This is a genomic window from Paenarthrobacter sp. 10L420, assembly GCF_056395385.1.
In genome coordinates this window covers 1-20143 of sequence record NZ_JBFTJK010000033.1, presented here as the reverse complement: position 1 = coordinate 20143, position 20143 = coordinate 1, and the positions used below count along the sequence as shown (strand labels likewise).

Here is a 20143-nt window from a genome sequence, read left to right as displayed (position 1 = left end):
ACACTGCGTGGGTAGACGCGGCGTGGCTGCGTCGATGATCCGACACTAGGGCTGGGCGTAGTTTTCGGCCAGCACAGAATCGCGTCGTGGGCGTGTCGATATGTGATCGAAACCGAACCGGGCGGTAGGTTACGGAATGGTTGCGGGGCCAGCCTTCTGATCGTGCTTGGAAGGCTCGACGGCGGCCCTTTCAGTACCGCCCGACGCGGCGGTGATGCTCTGCGTTAACCTTGTACGGGGCAGTTTCCGCTGCCAGCCAGGTTTCGCAGCAGCTGAAGGAGAGTAGTTGTCCCGTTCAGCCATGTCCTCCGCCGACGCCATCAGTGCCCGGCTTCGCGACCTCGAGCAACTAACCAAAGGTCCAGCCTGGGCCCTCACACGTTCGGCCCCTTGGGTGATCGCGGTGCTGCAGGCTTCCTTCACCCGCACCCGGCCGCAGCTTCCGCTGGAAGAGTTCCATGCCGACGTCGACGCCTTCCTTGAGCAGCTTCGCCGCCAGGAACCAGGGCTGGGCGGCCAGCAGAACGGCAAGGCCTTCGGTGACGAATGGACGCGCAAGCAGTTCCTGACACGCCGCAACCAGTCCGGTCAGATCGTCTACGAAGTCACCGAAGCAGCGGCCCGCGTGCTCGCATTCCTGGACAGCCTCTCAAGCGATCGTTCCACGCTTAACGGTTCCCGTCTGGGCACGCTGCTTGGCGATGTGGAGAAGCTCGCCAATGAAACCAATCCGGACCAAAGCGCACGTTTGGAGGCGCTGGAGGAAGAAATCCAGGAGCGCCAGCAACTCGTCGAGGACATCAGCTCTGGCGAGTTCGACGGCCTCCTGGACGACGAAGAAGCTGTTGAGGCCGCAGGCAACATCCTTGACCTCGCAGCCAGCCTTCCCGCTGATTACAAGAAAATGCGTGACCGCATCGAGGAGTTGGTGGGCGAACTCCGCAACCAGATCATCGAGGAGTCACTCAGCAAGGGCGCAACCATGGCCCAGGTTCTGGAGGCCGACAAACGCCTGCGGCAAAGTCCCGAGGGCCGAACCTTCCGCTCCTTCACAGCCTTCCTGGAGGACCCTCAGCAGCAGTTGCGTTTCCGCTCCGCGATCGGCGAGGTCCTGAGCCGGCAGTTCGCGGACGATCTTTCGCACGAGGACCGCGAAACGCTGAAGAACCTCGTGGCCGAACTGCGTACCCAACACAGCCAGATCCAGAGAATCTACGGCAAGCTCTCCGAGAGCCTGAACACCTATATCCAGAGCGACGACGTCCGCCAGTCGGTCAGCCTGCGCAAGGTCTTAGCTGAGGCAGAGCAAGCCATCAGGTCCATGCCCTACGAGCGGGACCGGCCCAGTCTGGTTCGCGGCCCCGTTCTGTACAACGCAGGGTTCGAGTCGTTGGCCATGGTTAAACTCTTTGACCCGGACGAGTTTGCGACTCCGCCCCGATTGGCGGACCCCATCGCCTTCAGTGACTCGGACCGGGTTCGGTCAGCCCGCACCGGAAAGGCGAAGCCTGCTGTTGTGCGGGCCGCCATGGCTGGGGCAGCTACCCTGGGCGAGGCGTGGGAAAACCTGCCCGCCGAGGAACGACACATCAACACCGTCCGATCCCTGCTGTCTATGGCCCTGCATGGTGGTGCGGCCTTCGACCGGGCCGCTTGGGAACACATCGACTTCGAACAAATCGACGGCAGTATCCGCACCGCGTACTTGCCCGTTGTCTCGCTGAATGAGGATTCTGATGACTGAGGAAATCACGACGACGGACGTCACAGAGGAGGGGCACGTCACCGACGAGCACGTTGCCGACGAGCACGGCACCGTTGAGGCGGCTGAAGTCGCGGCTGAAACAGCGTCTCACGCTAGCCACGGTGACCCATTCCGGGTCACCCCGCGGGACACGTTCGTTGACGGCGCCGCGCTCTTCCCGGGCGACACAGGCGTGCTGCCGATGAAGGTCCGTCACGCGCTGGTCAAACTGCTGAAAGGCCCCTACATCGACGGCGGCCGCGACGAGAAGCTCTGGACCACACTCCTGGACAACCAACTCATCCTCCGCAGCCGCCTCTCCGAACTGTTCCTCACCCTCCAGCTCGATCACGACCGCAAGATCGCCGTCCTCCGCCCCGTCGACCCGGAAATCATCGGTGCCAGCTCCCGGTCAAGCATCCTGCGGCAGCAGCGTGCACTGAGCCGCGTGGAAACCATCGTCCTCCTCCGCCTGCGCCTCCTCCTGGACCGTCATGTCACAGCCCAGACGGACCCCACCATCACCCGCGAAGAGATCTCGGACCTCGTCGCCAATTACACCCCCGCAGGCCAACAGGACGCACTCCGCGACTCCGACGTCGTCACCCGCACCATCACCAAACTCCTGGCCCGCCAACTCCTCCTCCCCACCCCCTTGGACGACACGTACATCATCAGCAACGCCCTCCCGCTGGCCCTCCCCTTCGAAAACATCGGCGACATCCCAGCCCAAATAGAGGCCCTCATAGCCGTAGCAGCCGACGAATCAGGAACAGAGCCGCTGCTGGACGTGGATTCATCAGACACCTCAACCGAGGACGACGATGCCGACGCGGCCGTGGGGGTTGGGGATGACGACGCCGATGCCGCCACCGAGGTTGGGGACGACGACGCCGATGCCGCCCCCGCCCCTTCGCCGGACGACTCTGCTGCAAGCAGCGAGCCGCCCGGCTCCGGCATGCCCGATGCCACTCCCGGGGCGGCATCGGCGTCGTCTACCTTGAGCGCCGACCTCACCGACGTGGACGTACCAGAAGTCCTCAATCCAGCGCCGTCAGCCGCCATCGCTGACCATGAAAATGAAGATGGTGCCGGGGTCAATCCAAATGGCGACCTCGTCGATCTTGCTAAACGGTTTGACGCGGGTTCGGAAGCCGGGAACGGCACGAGCGGCGATCCCGGAGACATGCGGCAGCATGCGTCTAAGGGAGGAACGACCGAGCATGCAGAGCATGTGTCCGGTACCGCCGCGGACAGCAGTACCGCCGCGGACGCAAGCACGACTGACGGGACACAGAAGTGACGATCGCAACCATGCTCCCGCTCGGCGAGCTCACGAACCCCGGACAGATGCGCCTGGCACTCGTGCAGGTGGTCAACTGGGGCACGTTCCATGGGGCCCACACTATGCACGTGGACCGCAACGGCACCCTTTTGACGGGCAATTCGGGCGTCGGCAAGTCGACGCTGTTTGATGCCATGCTCCGGGTCTTTGATGCCCGCCCGCGGTCCAATGAGGCTGCTGCCCAGCGTTCCGGGGGTGCTGTGGAGGACAAGAGGACCACGTTTACTTATATGCGCGGCAAGGTTGGTGATAAGGCTGTTGGCGATGGTTCGGCCAGTGCCTTCCAGCGCCCGGGTGCCACTTGGTCCGCCGTCGCGCTGACGTTTGATAACGCGGCCGGCACGAAGGTGACGGTCTCGGCGCTGTTTGATTTGCCGAAGAATGGTACGGAGTCCAGCGTCGGGCGTTTTTACGTGATCGACAACAAGCCGCTGGACTTGGAAGCGATCGAGGGGATTGCCCAGAAGAGGTTCACCAAGGGTGCGTTGGAGGGGATCTTCCCTGACGGCCAGGTGTTCGACGTTCACAAGGCGTTCGCCGAGCGGTTCCGCAGGCTCCTTGGCATCAACTCTGACCAGGCGCTTCCCTTGCTGCGTGTGATCCAGGCCGGGAAAGGCCTCGGCGGCAGCGTAAATACGTTCTTCCGCGACCAGGTACTTGATGCCCCGGCTACGTTGGCTGCGGCTGATGATGTGGTGGAGGAATTCAGCAACCTGATGTCCATCCGGCAGCGGTTGGAGGATGTCCGGCAGCAGCGCGACCAACTGGCGCCGGTTCCGGGGCTGAACAAGGACTATGCGCAGGCGTTGTTGGATGCGAACCGGCTTCGCGAGTTGGCTGGCGAGGAATTTGAGGCTTACAAGCAGCAGCTTGCGGTCACGGTCCACGCCAAGACCTTGGCGCGTTTCAAGGAGTTGGCACAGTCTAAGGCGCAGGAACTCGCTGCCGAGCGCACGGTCCGGGATGCTTTGGCCAAGGAGCTGCGTGAACTGGAGCTGGATTACAACAACCGTGGCGGTAACGCGATTTCGGCCATCGAGCAGTCGTTGGAGAACGCCCGGGTGGGCTTGAAGCTGCGCCAACAGGTGGAGGAATCTGCCCGGAAGGCGCTGGCCGATGCGGGACTGAACCTTGAGTGGTCGGCCGAGGGCTGGGACCAAGCCCATGAGCAGGCTGCCACGCGTTCGGCGGAGTTGAAGGACGATTCGGAGGCTTTGAAGGAGCTCCGTTTCGAGGCCTTCGACGGCCACGCGACGAAGAAACGCGAGCTGGCTGCGGCTGAGCAGGAGCTGCTGTCGTTGCGGTCGCGCAAGTCTTTGCTGCCGCCGTCGAGTATTGAGAACCGAGCGGCGATCGCAGCCGCAACCGGCATCCCCGAGGAGCGGATGCCGTTCGGTGGCGAGCTGATCGACCTCGCCGAGGGCCAGGACCAGTGGCGTCCGGCCGCAGAGCGTGCGCTCCGCAACCTCGCCACCACGCTATTGGTTCCGGGTGAGCACTTCGCTGCTGTTACGCGGTACTTGAACGACAACACGGTCCGTGGCGCACTGCGTGCAGTGGATGTGTCCAAGCCCGTTGCCGGTGGCGCCCTGGCTGTGGAGGACGTGTCCGACGGCGACCTCTTGACTAAGTTGAGCATCCTCACCTCGGGTGCCAATGCCGACGCCGGGGAGTGGATCCGCGAGCGGATCGCCTTGGACTTCGCGTACCCGTGCGTGGAGGACCCGGACGAGCTTGCTTCGATGGATAAGGGCCTCAGCCTGGGTGGTGTGGTCAAACGCAACCGGCACACCGTGGAAAAGGACGATCGTTTCACGAGCCGGCAGGATTACGTCCTCGGCTTCGATAATGCGTCCAAGCTTGAACTGGTGGCGGCCCGGGTGGGCGAGCTGGAAAACGAGCTCGCAAAGGCTGCCGAATTGGCGCAAAGCCGTGAGGATTCCCACCAAGGGATGGCCCGGCAACTGGAAGCGCTCCGCCGCGTCGCTGAGGATGAGCGGCCGTGGGAGCAGGTCTCCGCAGCGGTTGCGGCGGACGAACTTGCCCGGATCGAACAGCGCCTCACTGATGCCCTGGCTGCCCAGGCGGACCTGGAACCGTTGCGCGCCAACATCGAGGCCGTACGGGAAAAGCACCAGTCCTCCACAGGCGCGGCCGCCGTGCTGCAGAGTGAATACAAAGCGCTCGACCAAAAGATGGTCACAGCTGACGGCCTGCTCGATGCCTCGAGGTTGAAGCTTGAGCAAGCACCGCCGTCGGGCTCTACCGTAGCCGCGCTGGAACCGTACTTTGCCGGCGTCGGCGACGTATCTGAGCTTTACGAACTCGACAACCTGGCCAACAGCGTCCGCAACAAGCTGCTCGACGAGCTGCACGCCGCCGAATCACGCAGCCAGGCTACGGCAGAGCGTCTGACGCGAATATTCGAGGCTTTCGTGCGCGACTGGGGCAGCGCTATCAGCGTTGACTATGGCACGTCCATTGGTGCTGCCGGGGACTTCGAATCGCGATATCACGCGATCGTGAGCGATGGCTTGCCCGCCCAGGAGGCGGAGTTCCGGCTGTTCTTCAACCAGCGCACGCACGAATCGTTCAGTACGCTCCTGCACCTGCTGGACGAGGAGCGCCGGAGCATCACCAGCCGGATCCTGCCCCTCAACGGCATCCTGTCCGAGGTCAATTTCCACGAAGGCAGCTATCTGGAACTGGACATCAAGCAGACGCTTCCGGCTACGGCCAAGCAGTTCAAGGATGCGATCCAGAACGCGCTGAAGGCCAAGCACACACGGCCCTCCCGCAGTGCGTCTGCCGCGGCTGGAACAGAGGCCGACGACGACGCGGAGCTCACCGCCCGCTACAAGTCCCTGGAGACCTTGGTGAAGCGTCTCGGTTCCCAAACTCCTGAGGACCGCCGTTGGCGCGCCGAGGTTTTGGACGTCCGCGGCCACCTGTTTATCCAGTGCAAGGAGCACAGGGAGGTGGCGGCGAAGTCGGCCAGAACGGGCAAGTCCGGTAAGAAGAAGACCGAGGTCTTCATGCATGCCGATACCGGTTCCATGTCCGGCGGTGAGCGTCAGCGCTTCACGGCGTTCATCATGGCAGCGGCCTTGAGCTACCAGCTGGGCATTGCCGAGCAGGGCTTCACCACCTACGGCACCGTGATGATGGACGAAGCGTTTGTGCTGGCGTCCGAGGAATTCGCCGGGGCCGGTATCAAAGCCCTTCATGAATTCGGCTTCCAGTTGTTGCTGGCCGCGCCGGAAAACGTGATCGATCTGTCCCGGCACCTTGGCTCGGTCACGGAAATCCTCCGCGACAAGCGGACCAACCGCTCCGGCGTGCTCACCGCTCCCGTCATTGCAGGCCTTGGCGAGCCTGGCGCATGGCGATCCGAAGCCAACCCCGTAGACATCGTCCTCCGATAAAGCAACGCGGGGTCACTTTTGGCCCATGGTGGAGACCTTAATGGGCCATATGTGACCCCGCGTTGGTTTTAGCGGGTGGAAGTCCCGCGCACCCGATCCAGGAACTGGGCCGTCCGCTCTTCGAGCCCGGCGATTTGCCGAACCACGACGACGGCCGGGTCCGGGTTGATCTCGTTGGCGGGCGGTTCCTTGCGCACATTGGCGCTGCAACCGAACTCGGCACAGATCAGGGTCCCAACGGTGTTGCCGTCCTTGCCTGACTGTCCGGCCTTCTTGGCAACCCACAGGTAGACGTCATCCTTGGAGAACACGTCGCGGCACAGTTCACAGAGCACCACGCGCTTCTTCCCTGAGCCACCTTCAGGAGCGCGAAGCATGATTCCGGTGAGCTTGCCCCGGTGCGGCACCACCAGGTAACCGCGCTGCGGCATTTTTTCGTCGCGCCAACCGAGGAACTCAAGGTTGTCCCAGTCGATGGTTTCAAAGTCGCGGGGAAGATTGAGCTTGGCAGCTTCGGACCGGCTGGCATTGATGAACGATGAACGGATTTGTTGGGCAGTGATTTTCTGCACGGCAAAGCTTCTTTCGGAGATGATCGACGTCGCGCAAACAGGAGCGCGTTAACTGGCAGGGGGCGTCGGTCACCAGTGAAAGCGAGGCACAGCAAAGAGACCCAAAATAGGGGTGCCAGGGCTGGGAGCTAGAGTGATGCCGACGGGTGGGGGAGTGCCAAGCAGGCCAAAATGGCCACCTCGCCAACCATGGCTGCTGCAACGGAATCCGTGCGCACGCTCATCTCCTCGTCGTTCTCTCTGGAATTCGTCGTTCTCCCTGGAAGCGGTAGTCCGCTGCCGATATCTTAGCAATGCCCTGGCGAGGTGATTACGTTATGCAAACGTTTCGTAATTATTCAAAGGGTAGGCTAGCCTTACTTAGGTTCGCATCCCTTACCTAAGGAGTCCCGTGGCTTCCCTTCTTCCACGCCGTGCCCTGCTGAAGACCGCAGGCACCGCCACAGCCGCTTTGGCCGTCGTCGCCCTTTCCCTCACTGGCTGCTCCACCGGGCCCGCCACCACCACGACTCCTGCGACGGAGCAGGCAGAAACCGCTGCTTTCCCCGTGACCATCAAGCACGCTTTCGGTGAGACCACCATCAAGGAACAGCCCAAGCGCGTAGTCACCATCTCCTGGGTCAATGACGACGTCGCAATAGCCCTGGGCGTTGTCCCGGTTGGCGTTCCCAAGAACGAGTGGGGCAACAACGACAAGGGCTCCACGCCGTGGAAGGATGCCGCGCTGGAGAAGCTTGGCGCGGGCTTCGGTTCGGACAAAGCTCCCGTGCAGTTCTCCGAGGCGGATGGCATCAACTTCACTGAGATCGCCAAGCTGAACCCGGACGTCATCCTCGGCGCCTACTCCGGCCTGGAAGAAGCCGATTACAAGAAGCTTTCTGAAATCGCTCCCGTGGTTGCCTACCCGGAGCTCGCCTACGGTACGCCCTGGCAGGAAAGCACCACCATCATCGGCAAGGCCCTCGGCAAGGAAGCCGAAGCCAAGAAGCTGATAGAGGACACCGAAGCCACCGTCAAGGACAAGGTTTCCAAGTACCCGCAGATCAAGGACAAGACCTTTATCTACGGCAACCTGGAGCCGGCCAAGGGCGACGGCGTGAACGTCTACACGGCCGTCGACAACCGCCCGCGCTTCCTCTCTGAAATCGGTATGAAGCTCGCTCCGGTAGTGGAGCAGAACACGAAGAACAAGGACTTCTTCATCCCGTGGTCCGCTGAGAAAGCCAACGAGCTCCAGTCCGATGTCTTCGTGACATGGGTGCCGGAAGCCGCCACCGCCGACGCCATCAAGGCCGACCCCCTGCTGGGCCAGATACCCGCCGTCAAGTCCGGCGCACTCGTTGCCGACGCTGATCAGACCCTCACCCTGTCCATCTCCGCCTCCTCGCCACTGAGCCTGCCGTGGGCCCTGGACACGTTCCTGCCGCAGCTGGGCAGCGCAGCGGACAAGGCTGCCGACGCGGCAGGCAAGTAACTGCAATGAAATTGAGTACGACGACGGCGGCTTCCGTGGGGAAGGTTGGCGGCACATCAGTGCCGGGTAACCAGCGAGGTAGCGACCCCCGGAGCAATGCGGCGGGAGGGGGAACCCGTCCCAACGTGACAGGTGGGCGGAGTGCCTGGCTGGTGGTCGCCGTCGTCGTACTCGTCGCTGCGTGCGCAGCATCCTTGGCAATCGGCGCGCGCGGACTTCCCCTGACCACCATTTGGGAAGCTATCACCAACTTCAATCCAGACAGCGGCGACCACGCAGTGGTCATCGCACGGATTCCTCGAACAGTATTGGGTCTCCTGGCAGGCGCCGCCCTGGGCTTGGCCGGAGCGGCAATTCAAGGAGTGGCCCGCAACCCACTGGCTGATCCCGGCATCCTGGGACTCAACGCGGGTGCGGCCCTTGTGGTTGTCGTGGGCATCTATGTTTTCGGCGTCGGTTCGCTGACCGGCTACATTTGGTTCGCCTTCATCGGCGCCGCAGCAGCCGCCGTCGTCGTTTACGCGATCGCATCCAGGGGTCGTGACGGCGCGACGCCGGTCAAGCTCGCCCTCGCGGGTGCGGCGCTGAGCGCGGGCTTGTTCTCGCTGATGAACGTCATCCTGGTTTCAAGTCAGGACACTTTGGACCGATTCCGGTTCTGGCAGGTGGGAAGCATTGGCGGACGCGATTGGTCCGTCCTGTTGCCCGCACTTCCCTTCCTGGCCGTCGGCGCCGTGATCGTCCTGGCCAGTGGCCGCATCTTGAACAGCCTCGCGTTGGGTGACGACATCGCCAGTGGACTTGGCCAGAATGTGGCCCTGTCCCGCGGAATCATTGGCCTGGGGATCGTCTTGCTATGCGGATCCGCTACTGCGCTGGCTGGACCCATTGGCTTCCTCGGCCTGGTGATTCCGCACGCTGTTCGCTCGCTCAATGGTCCGGACTACCGCTGGATCCTGCCGTTCTCCACGATCTCTGCGCCCATCCTGCTGATCATCGCCGATGTGATCGGCCGCGTGGTCCTGCTTCCGGGAGAAGTTCCCGCCGGCATCATGACCGCGCTCGTGGGGGCGCCGGTCTTTGTTTGGCTCATCCGCCGCGGAAAGGGGGCCGGGCTGTGACCACCATCCACAAACTCCCCGCCGAGTTGGCACTTAACACCAATGATTCCCAGAAACATGGGCATCAAATGTCACTTCGGCGCGTGCTGAGCCCCACCCTTTTTCTGGGCCTCGCCCTCGTGGTGATGTTCACCGTGTACGTTCTCCTGGGCAGCTACACCGTCACCATTCCTGATTTCTTCACCATCGTCATCAACCACCTGACAGGGGGCGAGAAAATTCCAGGAGCCAGCTTCATCGTGATGGAGCACAAGCTGCCGCGCGCTACCGTCGGAACGCTGATCGGCGTGGCCTTTGGCCTGGCGGGCGCACTGTTCCAGACCATGCTGCGGAACCCCCTGGCGAGCCCGGACGTCATTGGTATCAGTTACGGCGCCAGTGCTGCAGCCGTGACGGCCATCGTGATCTTTGGTGCTTCCGGGGCCGTCGTTTCCTGGGCAGCTCTTGGCGGCGCGCTGGGTGTTGCTGCCATCATCTACGCGATTTCCCGCGGCGGCTCTGGGGCAGGCGGAGGCAGCCGCGGGAATGCTGCCGGCAACCGCCTCATCCTGGCTGGCGTTGGTATCGCCGCGGCACTGCACGCAGTGGTCAACTTTCTTATGACCCGTGCGGACATCCGTACCGCGGCGGACGTCCTCGTCTGGCTAAACGGTTCGCTGAATTCTGCCACTTGGGAGCGCGCCGGGATCCTCACGGCCTCATTGCTGGTCCTGGTTCCGGCTGTCATCATCCTGGCCGGCCCGCTGCGCATCCTCGAACTCGGCGACGATGCAGCCGCCGGCCTAGGCATTAGGGTCAACGCCACTCGGCTGGGACTGGTGTTGACCGCCGTGGGGCTTGCCGCCGCCGCGACGGCCGCTGCCGGTCCCGTTGCGTTCGTCGCTTTTCTGGCCGGGCCAATTGCACGTCGTATTGTCCGCAAACCCAGCCTCCCGGCGTCGGCCTTCACCGGTGCGCTGATCGTGTTGGCCGCAGATTTCTTCGCCTCCAACATCGCCCCCGTCATCCTCGACGGAACCGTCCTCCCGGTCGGCGTCATCACCGGCGTCCTCGGTGCACCCTTCCTGCTGTGGCTGCTGGTCACGTCTAACCGAAAGGAAGCCTGACATGGCCGTCCTTAATGCCAAGGACCTGACACTCCAATACGAGCACCGCAAGGTGGTTGAGGGTCTCACCACCGAAATCCCCGAAGGGAAAGTCACCATGATCGTGGGCGCAAATGCCTGCGGTAAGTCCACGCTGCTCCGTGGATTGTCGCGGCTCCTCAAGCCCGCTGGCGGTGCCGTGACCCTCGACGGCAAGGACATCCACTCCCGACCCGCCCGCGAACTCGCGCGCACCCTTGGCCTCCTCCCGCAGCACCCCACTGCCCCGGACGGTATTAGCGTGCGCGACCTCGTGGGACGGGGCCGGTATCCGCACCAAGGGTTCTTCCGCAGCTGGAGCGCAGCCGACGACGCCGCTGTGCAGCGCGCGCTCGACGCCACCTCCACGCTGGAACTCGCAGAGCGGAGCGTCGACGAACTGTCCGGTGGCCAGCGCCAGCGCGTCTGGATTGCCATGGCCCTTGCGCAGGAAACCGACGTGCTGCTGCTTGACGAGCCCACCACGTACCTTGACCTCGCGCACCAGGTTGAAGTGTTGGATCTGATTACGGACCTCAACCGCAGCCGCGGCACCACCGTGGCGATCGTGCTCCACGACCTCAACCTCGCCGCGCGCTACGCCGACCACGTCATCGCCATGAAGGGCGGATGCATTGTGGCCGAAGGACCCGCACCCGTTGTAGTGACCGAGCAACTGGTCTACGACGTCTTTGGTCTGGAATCCCGCGTGGTTCCCGACCCTATCTCGGGAACACCGCTCATTGTCCCCATCGGACGCCACCACGCACAGCCCGTTTCAACCAACGAACTGGAGATCGCCTCATGAGCGCACAACCAACCCGGACCCAAGCGAGCGCCGCCGTGGAACCCATGACCCTCGCCTTCGATGTCACCGTCTCGGCCGTGCAGGACCTGAGCCCGAACTTCCGCCGGATCACATTCGGAGGGTACTCGTTGCGCGGCTTCGGCGTTGCAGGGGACACCCTGGACCTGCGCGTGAAGCTGATGATTCCTTCATTCGACGCGGACGGACAGCAGATCCCGCTGCCCGAATTCAAGATGCAAGAGGCAGGCTGGTATCAGGAATGGTTGGCCATGGACCCGTCCATCCGCGGTGATATGCGAACGTATACCCTCCGGTCCGAGCGGCTCGACGCCGTGTACCCCGAAATCGACATCGACTTTGTCATGCACTTCGACGACGCAGGCAACGGCGGGCCCGCGGCCAACTGGGCTGCTGGCGCAAAACCAGGGGACGCCATCACCATCATCGGCCCCAACAACCGTGCGGCGCAGTGCACCACAGCCGGAGCCTACGGCGGCATCGAATGGCGTCCGGGTTTGGCCCAGCGCGTGCTCCTGGCCGGCGACGAAACCGCCGTCCCTGCCATCAGCGCAATCTTGGAAAGCCTGCCCGCCGACATGACCGGCCACGCCTTCCTCGAAGTACCCGAAGCCGGCGACTTCCAGGACATCAGCACACCTGCCGACATCGAAATCACCTGGCTCGCACGTGGAGCAGCGATTGGACGTTCACGTCCCCACGGCGAACTCCTCAAGGAAGCGGTCGCCAAGGCCGTTCCCGTTCCGGGATGGGTAGGCATCAAGGGCCCCGGCATCGCCGCCGGACCCGAGCCCGAAGACGTCAACGTGGACCAAGATATCCTCTGGGAGACCCCGCAACGCATGGACGCCGCAGCCATCGAAGCCACCAAGAACCCCACTTTGCCTGCCGGTGCCCTGCCCTTCTACGCCTGGATCGCCGGGGAAGCGTTCGTCATCAAGGAAATGCGGCGGTACTTGGTGCGAGACGTTGGAATTGATCGGAAGCAAGTGGCGTTCATGGGGTACTGGCGACGGGGCAAGGCAGAGGGCTAAGCGTTTGGGAGCCGTGGCTGGGTCCGGCTGCAGAGGCAGTTTTGCCGTCGCTTAGACACAACCCATATGTGCCGTTCCGGTCGCTGGGCGACCTCCGCGCCACGATGGGCCGCGATGCGCTCCTACACAAAACTGCCGCTGCGGCCTTGCGGGCACGTCGCCTTTTCGATGCTCTCTCACTTCCCGCGGGTTTTTGGGGGATCTTCTTTCACTTCCCGCGGGTTTTTTGGGGATGTTCTTTCACTTCCCCCCGGTTTTTGGGGGATGTTCTCTCATATCCCGTTCGTCCTGTTCACTTGGGGTTGGTTGGGGTGTAACCGGGGGTGGGTAGCGTCGGCTGGATGCGGGATGTTTACGCGGCTGGGCACAGCGGACGACGGCGGTACGTCGCCCTTGGGGATTCCTTCACCGAGGGCGTGGGGGACCCAAGCAAGGTGCTGCCCAATGGGGTTCGCGGGTGGGCAGACCGGGTTGCCGAGAAATTGGCCAAAGCGGAGCCGGGCTGGGAGTATGCGAATCTCGCAGTGCGCAGCAAGAGGCTCCGACACATCATCGATGAACAGCTCGAGCCCGCACTGGCCATGGAGCCAACACTCATCACGTTGTATGCCGGTGGCAATGACATCCTGGACTTTGGCACGGACATGGACGCGCTCCTTAATGACTACGAGTTGCTTGTCGCGCGCCTGAGTCAAACGGGAGCAACGCTGGTCCTTTTTACCGGCTTTGACGTGAAGGTCTCAGCCGTCCTGGAACCCTTCAAGAAGCGCAACACCATGTACAACCAAAAGGTCCGTGATGTTGCTGGAAAATATGGGGCGATCCTGGTGGATTACTGGTGCTTCGACGCCTACAAAGATTCACGGATGTGGGCCCCTGACCGGCTTCACATGTCCAAAGCCGGCCATAAATACCTCGCCGCCCAGGTCCTGGACCACCTAAACGTCCCGCACAAGATTTCTCCGAAGCAATGGGACCCGCCCCAAAGAATGACCATGCGCGAATGGGAACGCAGGCAGCGGCGCTGGGTGAACGACTGGGTGCTGCCCCTTTTTGGACGGAAACTCCGCGGCGTCACATTGGGGGACTCCCTGAATCCGCGGTGGCCCCAGCCCGTGAAGGTCCCGCGGAAGGGTGGACTGAAGAAACTGGTCGAAAACCAGCAGCCTACGCAGTGAAGCTGCCTAGCAAGCCTCAGTCGTCCAGCAGGTTCTCGTAGCCCTCGGCCACGCTGGTCGCCGTGAATTCAATGATCTCGAACTCGGCCACGCCGTTGCTGAAGAACGGGTCTTTGGCCAGTGAGTCATCCAGCGTTGCCCGGTCAGCTTTGGAGAGCAACACGCCGCCCGTGGCTGGAACGCGACGCCCCGACGCAAGGAACACGCCGGCGTCGAACGCTTCCTTAAGCCAGGCCATGTGGCCTGGACGGTGGAAATCGACGATTTCGTCCGGAACTTTGTAGGTCAGGGCAACAACGAACATTCCGTCAGCCTACCGTTTGCGGCTGCAGCAAGGCCGGGCCAACCGGCTAATTCTCCTAAGATGGATCCATGACTGAACCCCGCTGGCTTAATGCCGACGAACGCCGTGCCTGGTTGGCCCTCCTGAGCATCAATACCTTGCTTCCGTCGGCGTTGGATACGCAGCTTCAGTCTGCCGGGAAATTGTCGCTGTTCGACTACAACGTGTTGGCGATGCTCTCGGAAACCGAGGGCCGGTACCTGCCCATGAGCGAGCTCGCGGCCCGGACCAGCGCCTCGCTATCGCGGCTGTCGCACGTGGTCACCAAACTCCAGAAGCGCGGCTGGGTGGAACGCCAGGCGCACCCGGGCGACGCGCGGGTCACCGTTGCCCACCTGACCGAGGCCGGCATGTCCACCATTGTGGCCCTCGCTCCCGGTCACGTTGAGTCCGTGCGGGCGCTGATGCTCGATTCACTCTCGCCCGACGACGTCGCAGACCTCGCGCGCATCGGCGAGAAAATCGTCTCCCGGCTGGACAATAACCACTGGATCCTGCGGGAGTCGTAGCTTTTTACCCAAACGGTCGGCTAATGGCAGACTGGCGGCATGGATTTTTCTGCCCGTTATGTTGCCTTAGGGGATTCCTTCACTGAGGGCGTTGGCGACGACGACCCAACCCGCCCCAACGGCGTCCGGGGGTGGGCCGACGTCGTTGCCCGGCAGTTGGCCCACAGCAACGAGGACTTCGGCTATGCAAACCTCGCAATCCGCGGCAGGAAGCTCCGCCAAATCATGGCAGAACAAGTGGACGCGGCGGTCGCGTTAAAGCCCACGTTGGTGACGATGTACGCCGGTGCCAACGACATCCTGCGGCCCAAGATCGATATTGATTCGCTTTTGGAGGATTACGACGCCGGCATCGCCAAGTTAAGCGCGACGGGTGCCACTGTTGTGCTCTTCACGGGCTTTGACGCCCGCGGTTCCAAGGTTTTCAGCACGATGCGTGGTCGGACCGCGATCTATAACGAGTTGCTCCGCGAAATTGCCGAGAACCATGGTGCGCTGCTGGTGGATTACTGGCGGTTCGATGAGTACTACGACGTCCGGATGTGGGCGCAGGACCGGATGCACATGTCGACGGCGGGCCACGTCAATATGGCCAAGCGTGTGCTGAACGTCCTTGAGCATGAGCATGTGCTCGAGGTCCCCGAACTCGCGCCGCTTCCCGCGCTGAACAGGTCCGAAGCCATCCGGGCAAATGCGCGATGGGTCCGGGAATTCGCCGGTCCGTGGGTAGTGCGTCGTGTGCGGGGAACGTCCTCGGGCGATGGGCTTAGCCCGAAGTATCCGGCTCTGATCCGCCCGGTCTAATGAGCTGGGCTCAGGCGCGGTTACGGAAACCCGGCGTGGCAAGCAAAGTCCCGGCCCTGCCAACCGCGAGTACTTCGACGCCCCATTTCTCCACTGCCTGGTCCAAGGTTCGCGTTCCGCCCGCGACGATTGCCGTTGCCAGGACGTCGGCCGTGACGATGTCCGGTGCCGCGACGGAAACCTGAACAAACTCCGTCCGTTCGGCCCCGACGCTCCAAATGTGTTCTCCCCTTTCAGTCGAGCCAGACGTTGCCAAGGCGGTCATTCCGCCTTCGGCCGAGGCGCTGAGGCGGTATGTACTGAGCAGCTTCTGGCGATCGAACGGATCAACGATGCCCGCAAGCCACGAGTTGGGATCTTCAAAGGCAGAGTCCACGGGTCCCGGTGACCCGCTTACGAGGACATCCCCGCCTGCGTTGAGGCACCAATCGTGCAGTCCGAGGGCACCTAAGGACAGTGCAGCTTCGCGCATGGCGTGGGCTTTGACGATTCCCGAAAGATCCAACGCGCCGTCCGGTCGCTCAGCCGTGAACGCACCTTCGGTGTCCACGCGCCATTCCGAGGCCTCCGCATAGAGTTCCTGTATTAACTCCGAGGCATAAGCCAACGTCAGTTCGCCACGGGCCAGCCGGCTTGCCTCAGATCCTTTGCGGTAAAGGCTGAACGTCAGGTCGAGCTGCGCAAATATCTCTTCGACGACGTCGACGGCGGACTGCAGCTCATCGACGGCGGTTTGCGCGGACGTGCCGCTCGCCACGGTCAGGCTCACCACAGTGCCCATGCTGCGGAAGGTACGCGCACGGAGCTTTTCGCCGTTAAAAGTTGGCTGCATCGAGGGCCGCCTGGAGGGAGGTGAGATAAGCCTCACTGGTGACGGTCGCGCCACTGACTGTTTGTACATTGGCTGACTGGGCCTGCAGGACTTCGGATCGCAAGACCGGCGCTGCCCGGCTGCTGATCTGGGCCGACTTCCGCTCGGCATCGGTGAGCTGCAGGGGCGTGACCTCGGTGATCTTGCCGTTCCGGATGGTCACCTGCACCTGGACTGTGCCGAAGCGGGTCCCGACCGACGCGCCGTCGTACGTTGCCGGCGTCGTGCTTTCCGCGCTGCTGCCGCCCCCGGTGGAGGTGCTGCCGTTCTCCGCCGAATCGCCTGCAGACAGGCTGCTGCTCAGGCTTGTTGTGGTGGAAGTACCTGTTTCGGCCACATGGGCGCCTGCTTGCCAGCCTGCGAGGAGGATGCCCGCGGAGGCCAGGGCCGTTGCCATTGCTGCCCGGATTCTCACCAGTCGAACCTTTCGTAGTGGATTTGTTCTGGACGTAGCCCGGCCGACTGTGCATCCTGCACCACTTTGCCGGCCCAGCCAGCAGGGCCGCAGACGTAGACGTCAGCCTCGGCCACGTCCGGGACATAGGAGTGGAGCGTGAAACCGGCTTGAACGGCTGCTTGGGGCAGCCATTCGTTGGAGCGTGCGGAGCGCGGGCCGGTCAGGTGGAAGAGCGTTGCGCCGCGGGATTGGCAAAGGGCCATGATTTCCTGCCCAAGGAAGAGCTCTGATTCGTCGTGTCCGCGCAGCAAAACAGTTGCATTACCAGACTCAAATGGGGTGGATTCCAGCAGCGATCTCAGAGGAGTGATGCCAATGCCGGCGCCGATCATCACCACCCTGTTGCGGGACCGGGCGGCGGTGCTGAACATCCCATAGGGTCCTTCAAGGGCGACTCTGGTGCCGGGCCTAAGGCGGGCCAGCCGGTCCGATCCGTCGCCCAGGTTCCGGACCGTGATACGGAGTTTGCCCGCCGTAGTGCCCGTGGCCGGAAGGGGTTCGGCGGACAGGCTGAAGGGGTGCGGCTGCCACCAGAATCCGGGAGCCAGGAACCTCCAGATGAAGAATCTCCCGCCGGAACCAGCGAGCCCGTCCAGGCGCAGTCCAGTCATTTCGATGCTGAAGACGTCTGATGCAACACGGACCACGCGGCTGACCCTGAGCTCATGCCGGAATGTCGCCGCGAGTGGCTGGTAAATCCTGTAGAACAGGAGCGCCGTGCCCGTTCCGATGCAGATGGCCAGCCAATACCAGCGCTGCCAGGTTCCTTCGGCAAAGAGTCCGCCAACGCTGAACTGGTGGGGGATGGCCGTTGCCACGGCTGCATACGTCAGGAGATGGACGACGTACCAGAATTCGTAAGGGAACCTGCGACGGACGGCTACCAGCGAGGTCACCACCACGGCGATGAACAGCGCCATAGCGACGAATGCAAGCCACATATCCGGCACGTTGACCCACAGGGACACGGCCTCGCTGACAGGGTCAGGCCCTTCTGCCGCGCCATAACCGACCGCGATGAGGAGCCCATGTGCAAGCAGCAGGTACAGGGCTGGCTTGCCCAGTGATTTGTGGATCTCAAGAGCACGGTCATGCCCGATTGTGTTGTCGATCAACGGGATCCGGGCTGCGAGGAGCAGCATGAGGAGGACCACATCCATGCCGACCAAACCAGCCACGATTCCCAGGCCTGTCGCTGTTCCGGCAAAGGAGGAGAACCCGGCTGCACCGCCGTCTGCGAGCCACAAGGCGACCGCGACCACCGGTGACACCCACCCGAGGAAACCCAGAAGGTCGGCCCGGGCCAGCCGTCGTCGGGCTTGCGCCCGAAAGGGTTCGACGGCGGCTGGTTGCGTCCGTGGGCCCGGCGCCGAGGACCGTTCAGCACCCGAAACACGTGAGAGAAGCGATGTCATGATCCAAGACTCGCCAATGATCCTTTCGTTCTGCTGTGAAAGGGCTTGTGAGGGCTTATGATTCCTGATTGGTCTTAATTTGGCCTGGCCCGTAGAATAGTTAGGCGCTAGGTAGTGCGGATCGTGTGCAATTGCTCCGGTTGGCGGTGAAGTCAGTCTGACTGACATCCCGATGGCCGGTAGTTAGGGGCTCAAGTTGCGTGCATTCCTGTATTCGCCCGGTATCCCAGGACCTGTTCCAGTGTCTATCACTGCCCGGTTCTGAGGCCCAACCTTCTTCGCCGTACTTGATGCGGAAACTACCGAAATGGTATGGATCGGATGCGAACGCTGCCTGTCGCACGGTAACGCAGGAACATCTGCACGCCGTTACATTCAATCTTTGGAGGAGAGTCATGGCAGCACACTGCCAAGTGACCGGGGCCGAGCCGGGCTTTGGACACAGCATTTCGCACTCGCACCGCCGCAACAAGCGTCGGTTCGACCCGAACATTCAGAAGAAGCGCTACTGGGTTCCGTCCCTGCGCCGTAACGTCACGCTGACCCTGTCAGCCCGTGGCATCAAGACAATCGACGTACGCGGCATCGACTCTGTCGTCGCCGACATCCTGGCACGAGGAGTAAAGCTCTAATGGCAAAGGACAAGGACGTACGTCCGATCATCAAGCTGAAGTCCACTGCGGGCACGGGTTACACCTACGTAACGCGCAAGAACCGTCGTAACGATCCTGACCGTCTGGTCCTGAAGAAGTACGACCCCAAGATCCGCCAGCACGTCGAATTCCGAGAGGAGCGCTAAACACATGGCAAAGAAGTCCAAGATTGCTCGCAACGAGCAGCGCAAGGTCATTGTTGAGCGTTACGCTGCCAAGCGTCTCGAACTGAAGAAGACCCTGGTTGACCCCAACGCGACCGACGAAGCACGCGAAGCTGCACGCCTCGGCCTGCAGAAGCTGCCCCGCAACGCCTCCCCGATCCGTCTGCGTAACCGCGACCAGATCGACGGCCGTCCCCGCGGCACCTTCCAGAAGTTCGGTATCTCCCGTGTTCGCTTCCGCGACATGGCTCACCGCGGTGAGCTCCCGGGCATCACCAAGTCTTCCTGGTAATCACGAAGCTCTGAAAGGGCCGGCAACCGTTATGGTTGCCGGCCTTTTCTGCGTTTAAGGCTGTTCTGGTGCCGGTTTGATGATGCCCAGGGGCGGGGGTCATCCTCTGCGCGCTCGGTCGTTCCTCCCTTGGACGCGCGCTGCCGGATGACCCCCGCCCCCTTCGGTTGTTCTCTCACATCGTCGTTGTTTTTGAGCATCCTTCTCTCACATCGCGACGTGTTTGGGGGTTTCTTCTCTCATGTCGTGTCGGCTTTTGGGTTGGCCGGGGTTCGGAATGTTCGACGGCGGTTGCTGGGCTGGGTGCCGCGGCTGTCTGGGGCGGGGGGCTTTGGTTGGTGTGATGGGCCTCACGGAAGTTGTTTTGGTGCTTCCGGGCTGTTTCTGAGCCGTGGATGGTGTTGTTTGGCGTGTGTTTGCGGGGTTTTGGGGTGGTGTTCGGGGCGATTTGTTCCAGGGCTGGTGGGCGTGTAATGTCTTCTGAGTCGCCGCGAGTGAGACAGCCTGGTGCTGGGAACTGCGGGGGCCAACCCCTTTGATAACAGCCTGGAATATGGTGCGCTTTTGGGCGTGCCGGTAACGGGTGGGGCCGATGCGGCGGGATCGAAAATCGCGGAAACGTTGATTTGCATGGATCCGCTTGATCGGGTAAGTTTGAAAAGTTGCTCCGGAGCGATCCTGTGGCCCTGTTAGGGGTTCTGGTGGTGCCGGTTAGTGTCTGTTGTTTGAGAACTCAATAGTGTGCCAAGTTTGTTGATGCCGATTGTTTTATTGATTGGTTGAAATTATGGC

Annotated in this window: 18 protein-coding genes and 1 pseudogene; 14 read left to right on the top strand and 5 right to left on the bottom strand. The window is 62.4% G+C overall.

Going from position 1 to position 20143, the window contains the following annotated elements; translation table 11 throughout:
- The first annotated feature begins 286 nt into the window (after positions 1 to 286).
- The 3 genes and pseudogenes from AC1DD5_RS24545 (at position 287) to AC1DD5_RS24535 (ending at position 6514) form a co-directional block, all read left to right on the top strand.
- Complete coding sequence (locus AC1DD5_RS24545; RefSeq protein ID WP_477522991.1) at positions 287 to 1744, top strand: DUF3375 family protein; 1458 nt, start codon at positions 287 to 289, stop codon at positions 1742 to 1744.
- A pseudogene (locus tag AC1DD5_RS24540) lies at positions 1737 to 2582 on the top strand (DUF4194 domain-containing protein); the annotation flags it as partial. The gene AC1DD5_RS24545 and the pseudogene AC1DD5_RS24540, both read left to right, overlap by 8 nt.
- Positions 2583 to 3043: 461 nt before the next feature.
- Positions 3044 to 6514, top strand: a complete 3471-nt coding sequence (locus AC1DD5_RS24535; RefSeq protein ID WP_477522990.1) for an ATP-binding protein — start codon at positions 3044 to 3046, stop codon at positions 6512 to 6514.
- Positions 6515 to 6582: 68 nt separating this feature from the next.
- Here the strand turns inward: AC1DD5_RS24535 and AC1DD5_RS24530 are convergent, their stop codons facing one another.
- On the bottom strand, positions 6583 to 7086 hold the full coding sequence (locus AC1DD5_RS24530; RefSeq protein WP_377655101.1) for an FBP domain-containing protein: 504 nt from the start codon (positions 7084 to 7086) through the stop codon (positions 6583 to 6585).
- Positions 7087 to 7477: 391 nt separating this feature from the next.
- On the opposite strand from AC1DD5_RS24530, the gene AC1DD5_RS24525 reads away from it, so the two are divergent.
- From AC1DD5_RS24525 to AC1DD5_RS24500, 6 genes are all read left to right on the top strand, one after another.
- Positions 7478 to 8560, top strand: coding sequence for an iron-siderophore ABC transporter substrate-binding protein (locus AC1DD5_RS24525; protein WP_477522989.1), 1083 nt, complete (start codon positions 7478 to 7480; stop codon positions 8558 to 8560).
- A 5-nt stretch (positions 8561 to 8565) separates the two neighbouring features.
- The gene (locus tag AC1DD5_RS24520; protein ID WP_477522988.1) at positions 8566 to 9681 is read left to right on the top strand and encodes a FecCD family ABC transporter permease; all 1116 of its coding nucleotides are present in this window, start codon (positions 8566 to 8568) and stop codon (positions 9679 to 9681) included.
- Entirely contained in the window at positions 9678 to 10787 is a 1110-nt protein-coding gene (locus AC1DD5_RS24515) for a FecCD family ABC transporter permease (protein WP_477522987.1), read from the top strand. Before AC1DD5_RS24520 ends, AC1DD5_RS24515 begins: the two co-directional genes overlap by 4 nt.
- A 1-nt stretch (position 10788) precedes the next feature.
- On the top strand, positions 10789 to 11613 hold the full coding sequence (locus AC1DD5_RS24510; RefSeq protein ID WP_477522986.1) for an ABC transporter ATP-binding protein: 825 nt from the start codon (positions 10789 to 10791) through the stop codon (positions 11611 to 11613).
- Positions 11610 to 12665: a siderophore-interacting protein gene (locus tag AC1DD5_RS24505; protein WP_477522985.1), complete on the top strand. Its 1056-nt coding sequence runs from the start codon at positions 11610 to 11612 to the stop codon at positions 12663 to 12665. Before AC1DD5_RS24510 ends, AC1DD5_RS24505 begins: the two co-directional genes overlap by 4 nt.
- 341 nt (positions 12666 to 13006) lie before the next feature.
- The gene (locus tag AC1DD5_RS24500) at positions 13007 to 13843 is read left to right on the top strand and encodes an SGNH/GDSL hydrolase family protein (protein WP_477522984.1); all 837 of its coding nucleotides are present in this window, start codon (positions 13007 to 13009) and stop codon (positions 13841 to 13843) included.
- 16 nt (positions 13844 to 13859) lie between these two features.
- Here AC1DD5_RS24500 and AC1DD5_RS24495 read toward each other — a convergent pair whose 3' ends face one another.
- Positions 13860 to 14147, bottom strand: a complete 288-nt coding sequence (locus AC1DD5_RS24495; RefSeq protein ID WP_442006769.1) for a YciI family protein — start codon at positions 14145 to 14147, stop codon at positions 13860 to 13862.
- Between the two features lie 68 nt (positions 14148 to 14215).
- On the opposite strand from AC1DD5_RS24495, the gene AC1DD5_RS24490 reads away from it, so the two are divergent.
- A complete protein-coding gene (locus AC1DD5_RS24490; protein WP_216927438.1) occupies positions 14216 to 14695 on the top strand; it encodes a MarR family winged helix-turn-helix transcriptional regulator in 480 nt (159 codons plus the stop codon).
- Positions 14696 to 14734: 39 nt separating this feature from the next.
- Positions 14735 to 15499, top strand: a complete 765-nt coding sequence (locus tag AC1DD5_RS24485) for an SGNH/GDSL hydrolase family protein (protein WP_477522983.1) — start codon at positions 14735 to 14737, stop codon at positions 15497 to 15499.
- Between the two features lie 10 nt (positions 15500 to 15509).
- Here the strand turns inward: AC1DD5_RS24485 and AC1DD5_RS24480 are convergent, their stop codons facing one another.
- The 3 genes from AC1DD5_RS24480 to AC1DD5_RS24470 are packed head-to-tail and all read right to left on the bottom strand — an operon-like array spanning position 15510 to position 18242.
- The gene (locus tag AC1DD5_RS24480; RefSeq protein ID WP_477522982.1) at positions 15510 to 16331 is read right to left on the bottom strand and encodes an FAD:protein FMN transferase; all 822 of its coding nucleotides are present in this window, start codon (positions 16329 to 16331) and stop codon (positions 15510 to 15512) included.
- On the bottom strand, positions 16315 to 16785 hold the full coding sequence (locus AC1DD5_RS24475; RefSeq protein ID WP_477522981.1) for an FMN-binding protein: 471 nt from the start codon (positions 16783 to 16785) through the stop codon (positions 16315 to 16317). The genes AC1DD5_RS24480 and AC1DD5_RS24475 overlap by 17 nt, the downstream gene beginning before the upstream one ends.
- Positions 16782 to 18242 (bottom strand): ferredoxin reductase family protein, encoded by a 1461-nt coding sequence (locus tag AC1DD5_RS24470; protein WP_477522980.1) that lies wholly within the window; start codon positions 18240 to 18242, stop codon positions 16782 to 16784. Before AC1DD5_RS24470 ends, AC1DD5_RS24475 begins: the two co-directional genes overlap by 4 nt.
- A gap of 395 nt (positions 18243 to 18637) precedes the next feature.
- On the opposite strand from AC1DD5_RS24470, the gene rpmB reads away from it, so the two are divergent.
- From rpmB to rpsN, 3 genes are read left to right on the top strand one after another with little or no spacing between them, the layout of a single operon-like run.
- Positions 18638 to 18874 carry a 50S ribosomal protein L28 gene (gene rpmB, locus AC1DD5_RS24465; protein WP_011776361.1) on the top strand — a complete coding sequence of 79 codons (237 nt, stop codon included), beginning with the start codon at positions 18638 to 18640 and terminating at the stop codon, positions 18872 to 18874.
- Positions 18874 to 19041, top strand: a complete 168-nt coding sequence (gene rpmG, locus AC1DD5_RS24460; protein WP_003798558.1) for a 50S ribosomal protein L33 — start codon at positions 18874 to 18876, stop codon at positions 19039 to 19041. The genes rpmB and rpmG overlap by 1 nt, the downstream gene beginning before the upstream one ends.
- A gap of 4 nt (positions 19042 to 19045) precedes the next feature.
- On the top strand, positions 19046 to 19351 hold the full coding sequence (gene rpsN / locus AC1DD5_RS24455; protein ID WP_216927432.1) for a 30S ribosomal protein S14: 306 nt from the start codon (positions 19046 to 19048) through the stop codon (positions 19349 to 19351).
- Positions 19352 to 20143 lie beyond the last annotated feature (792 nt).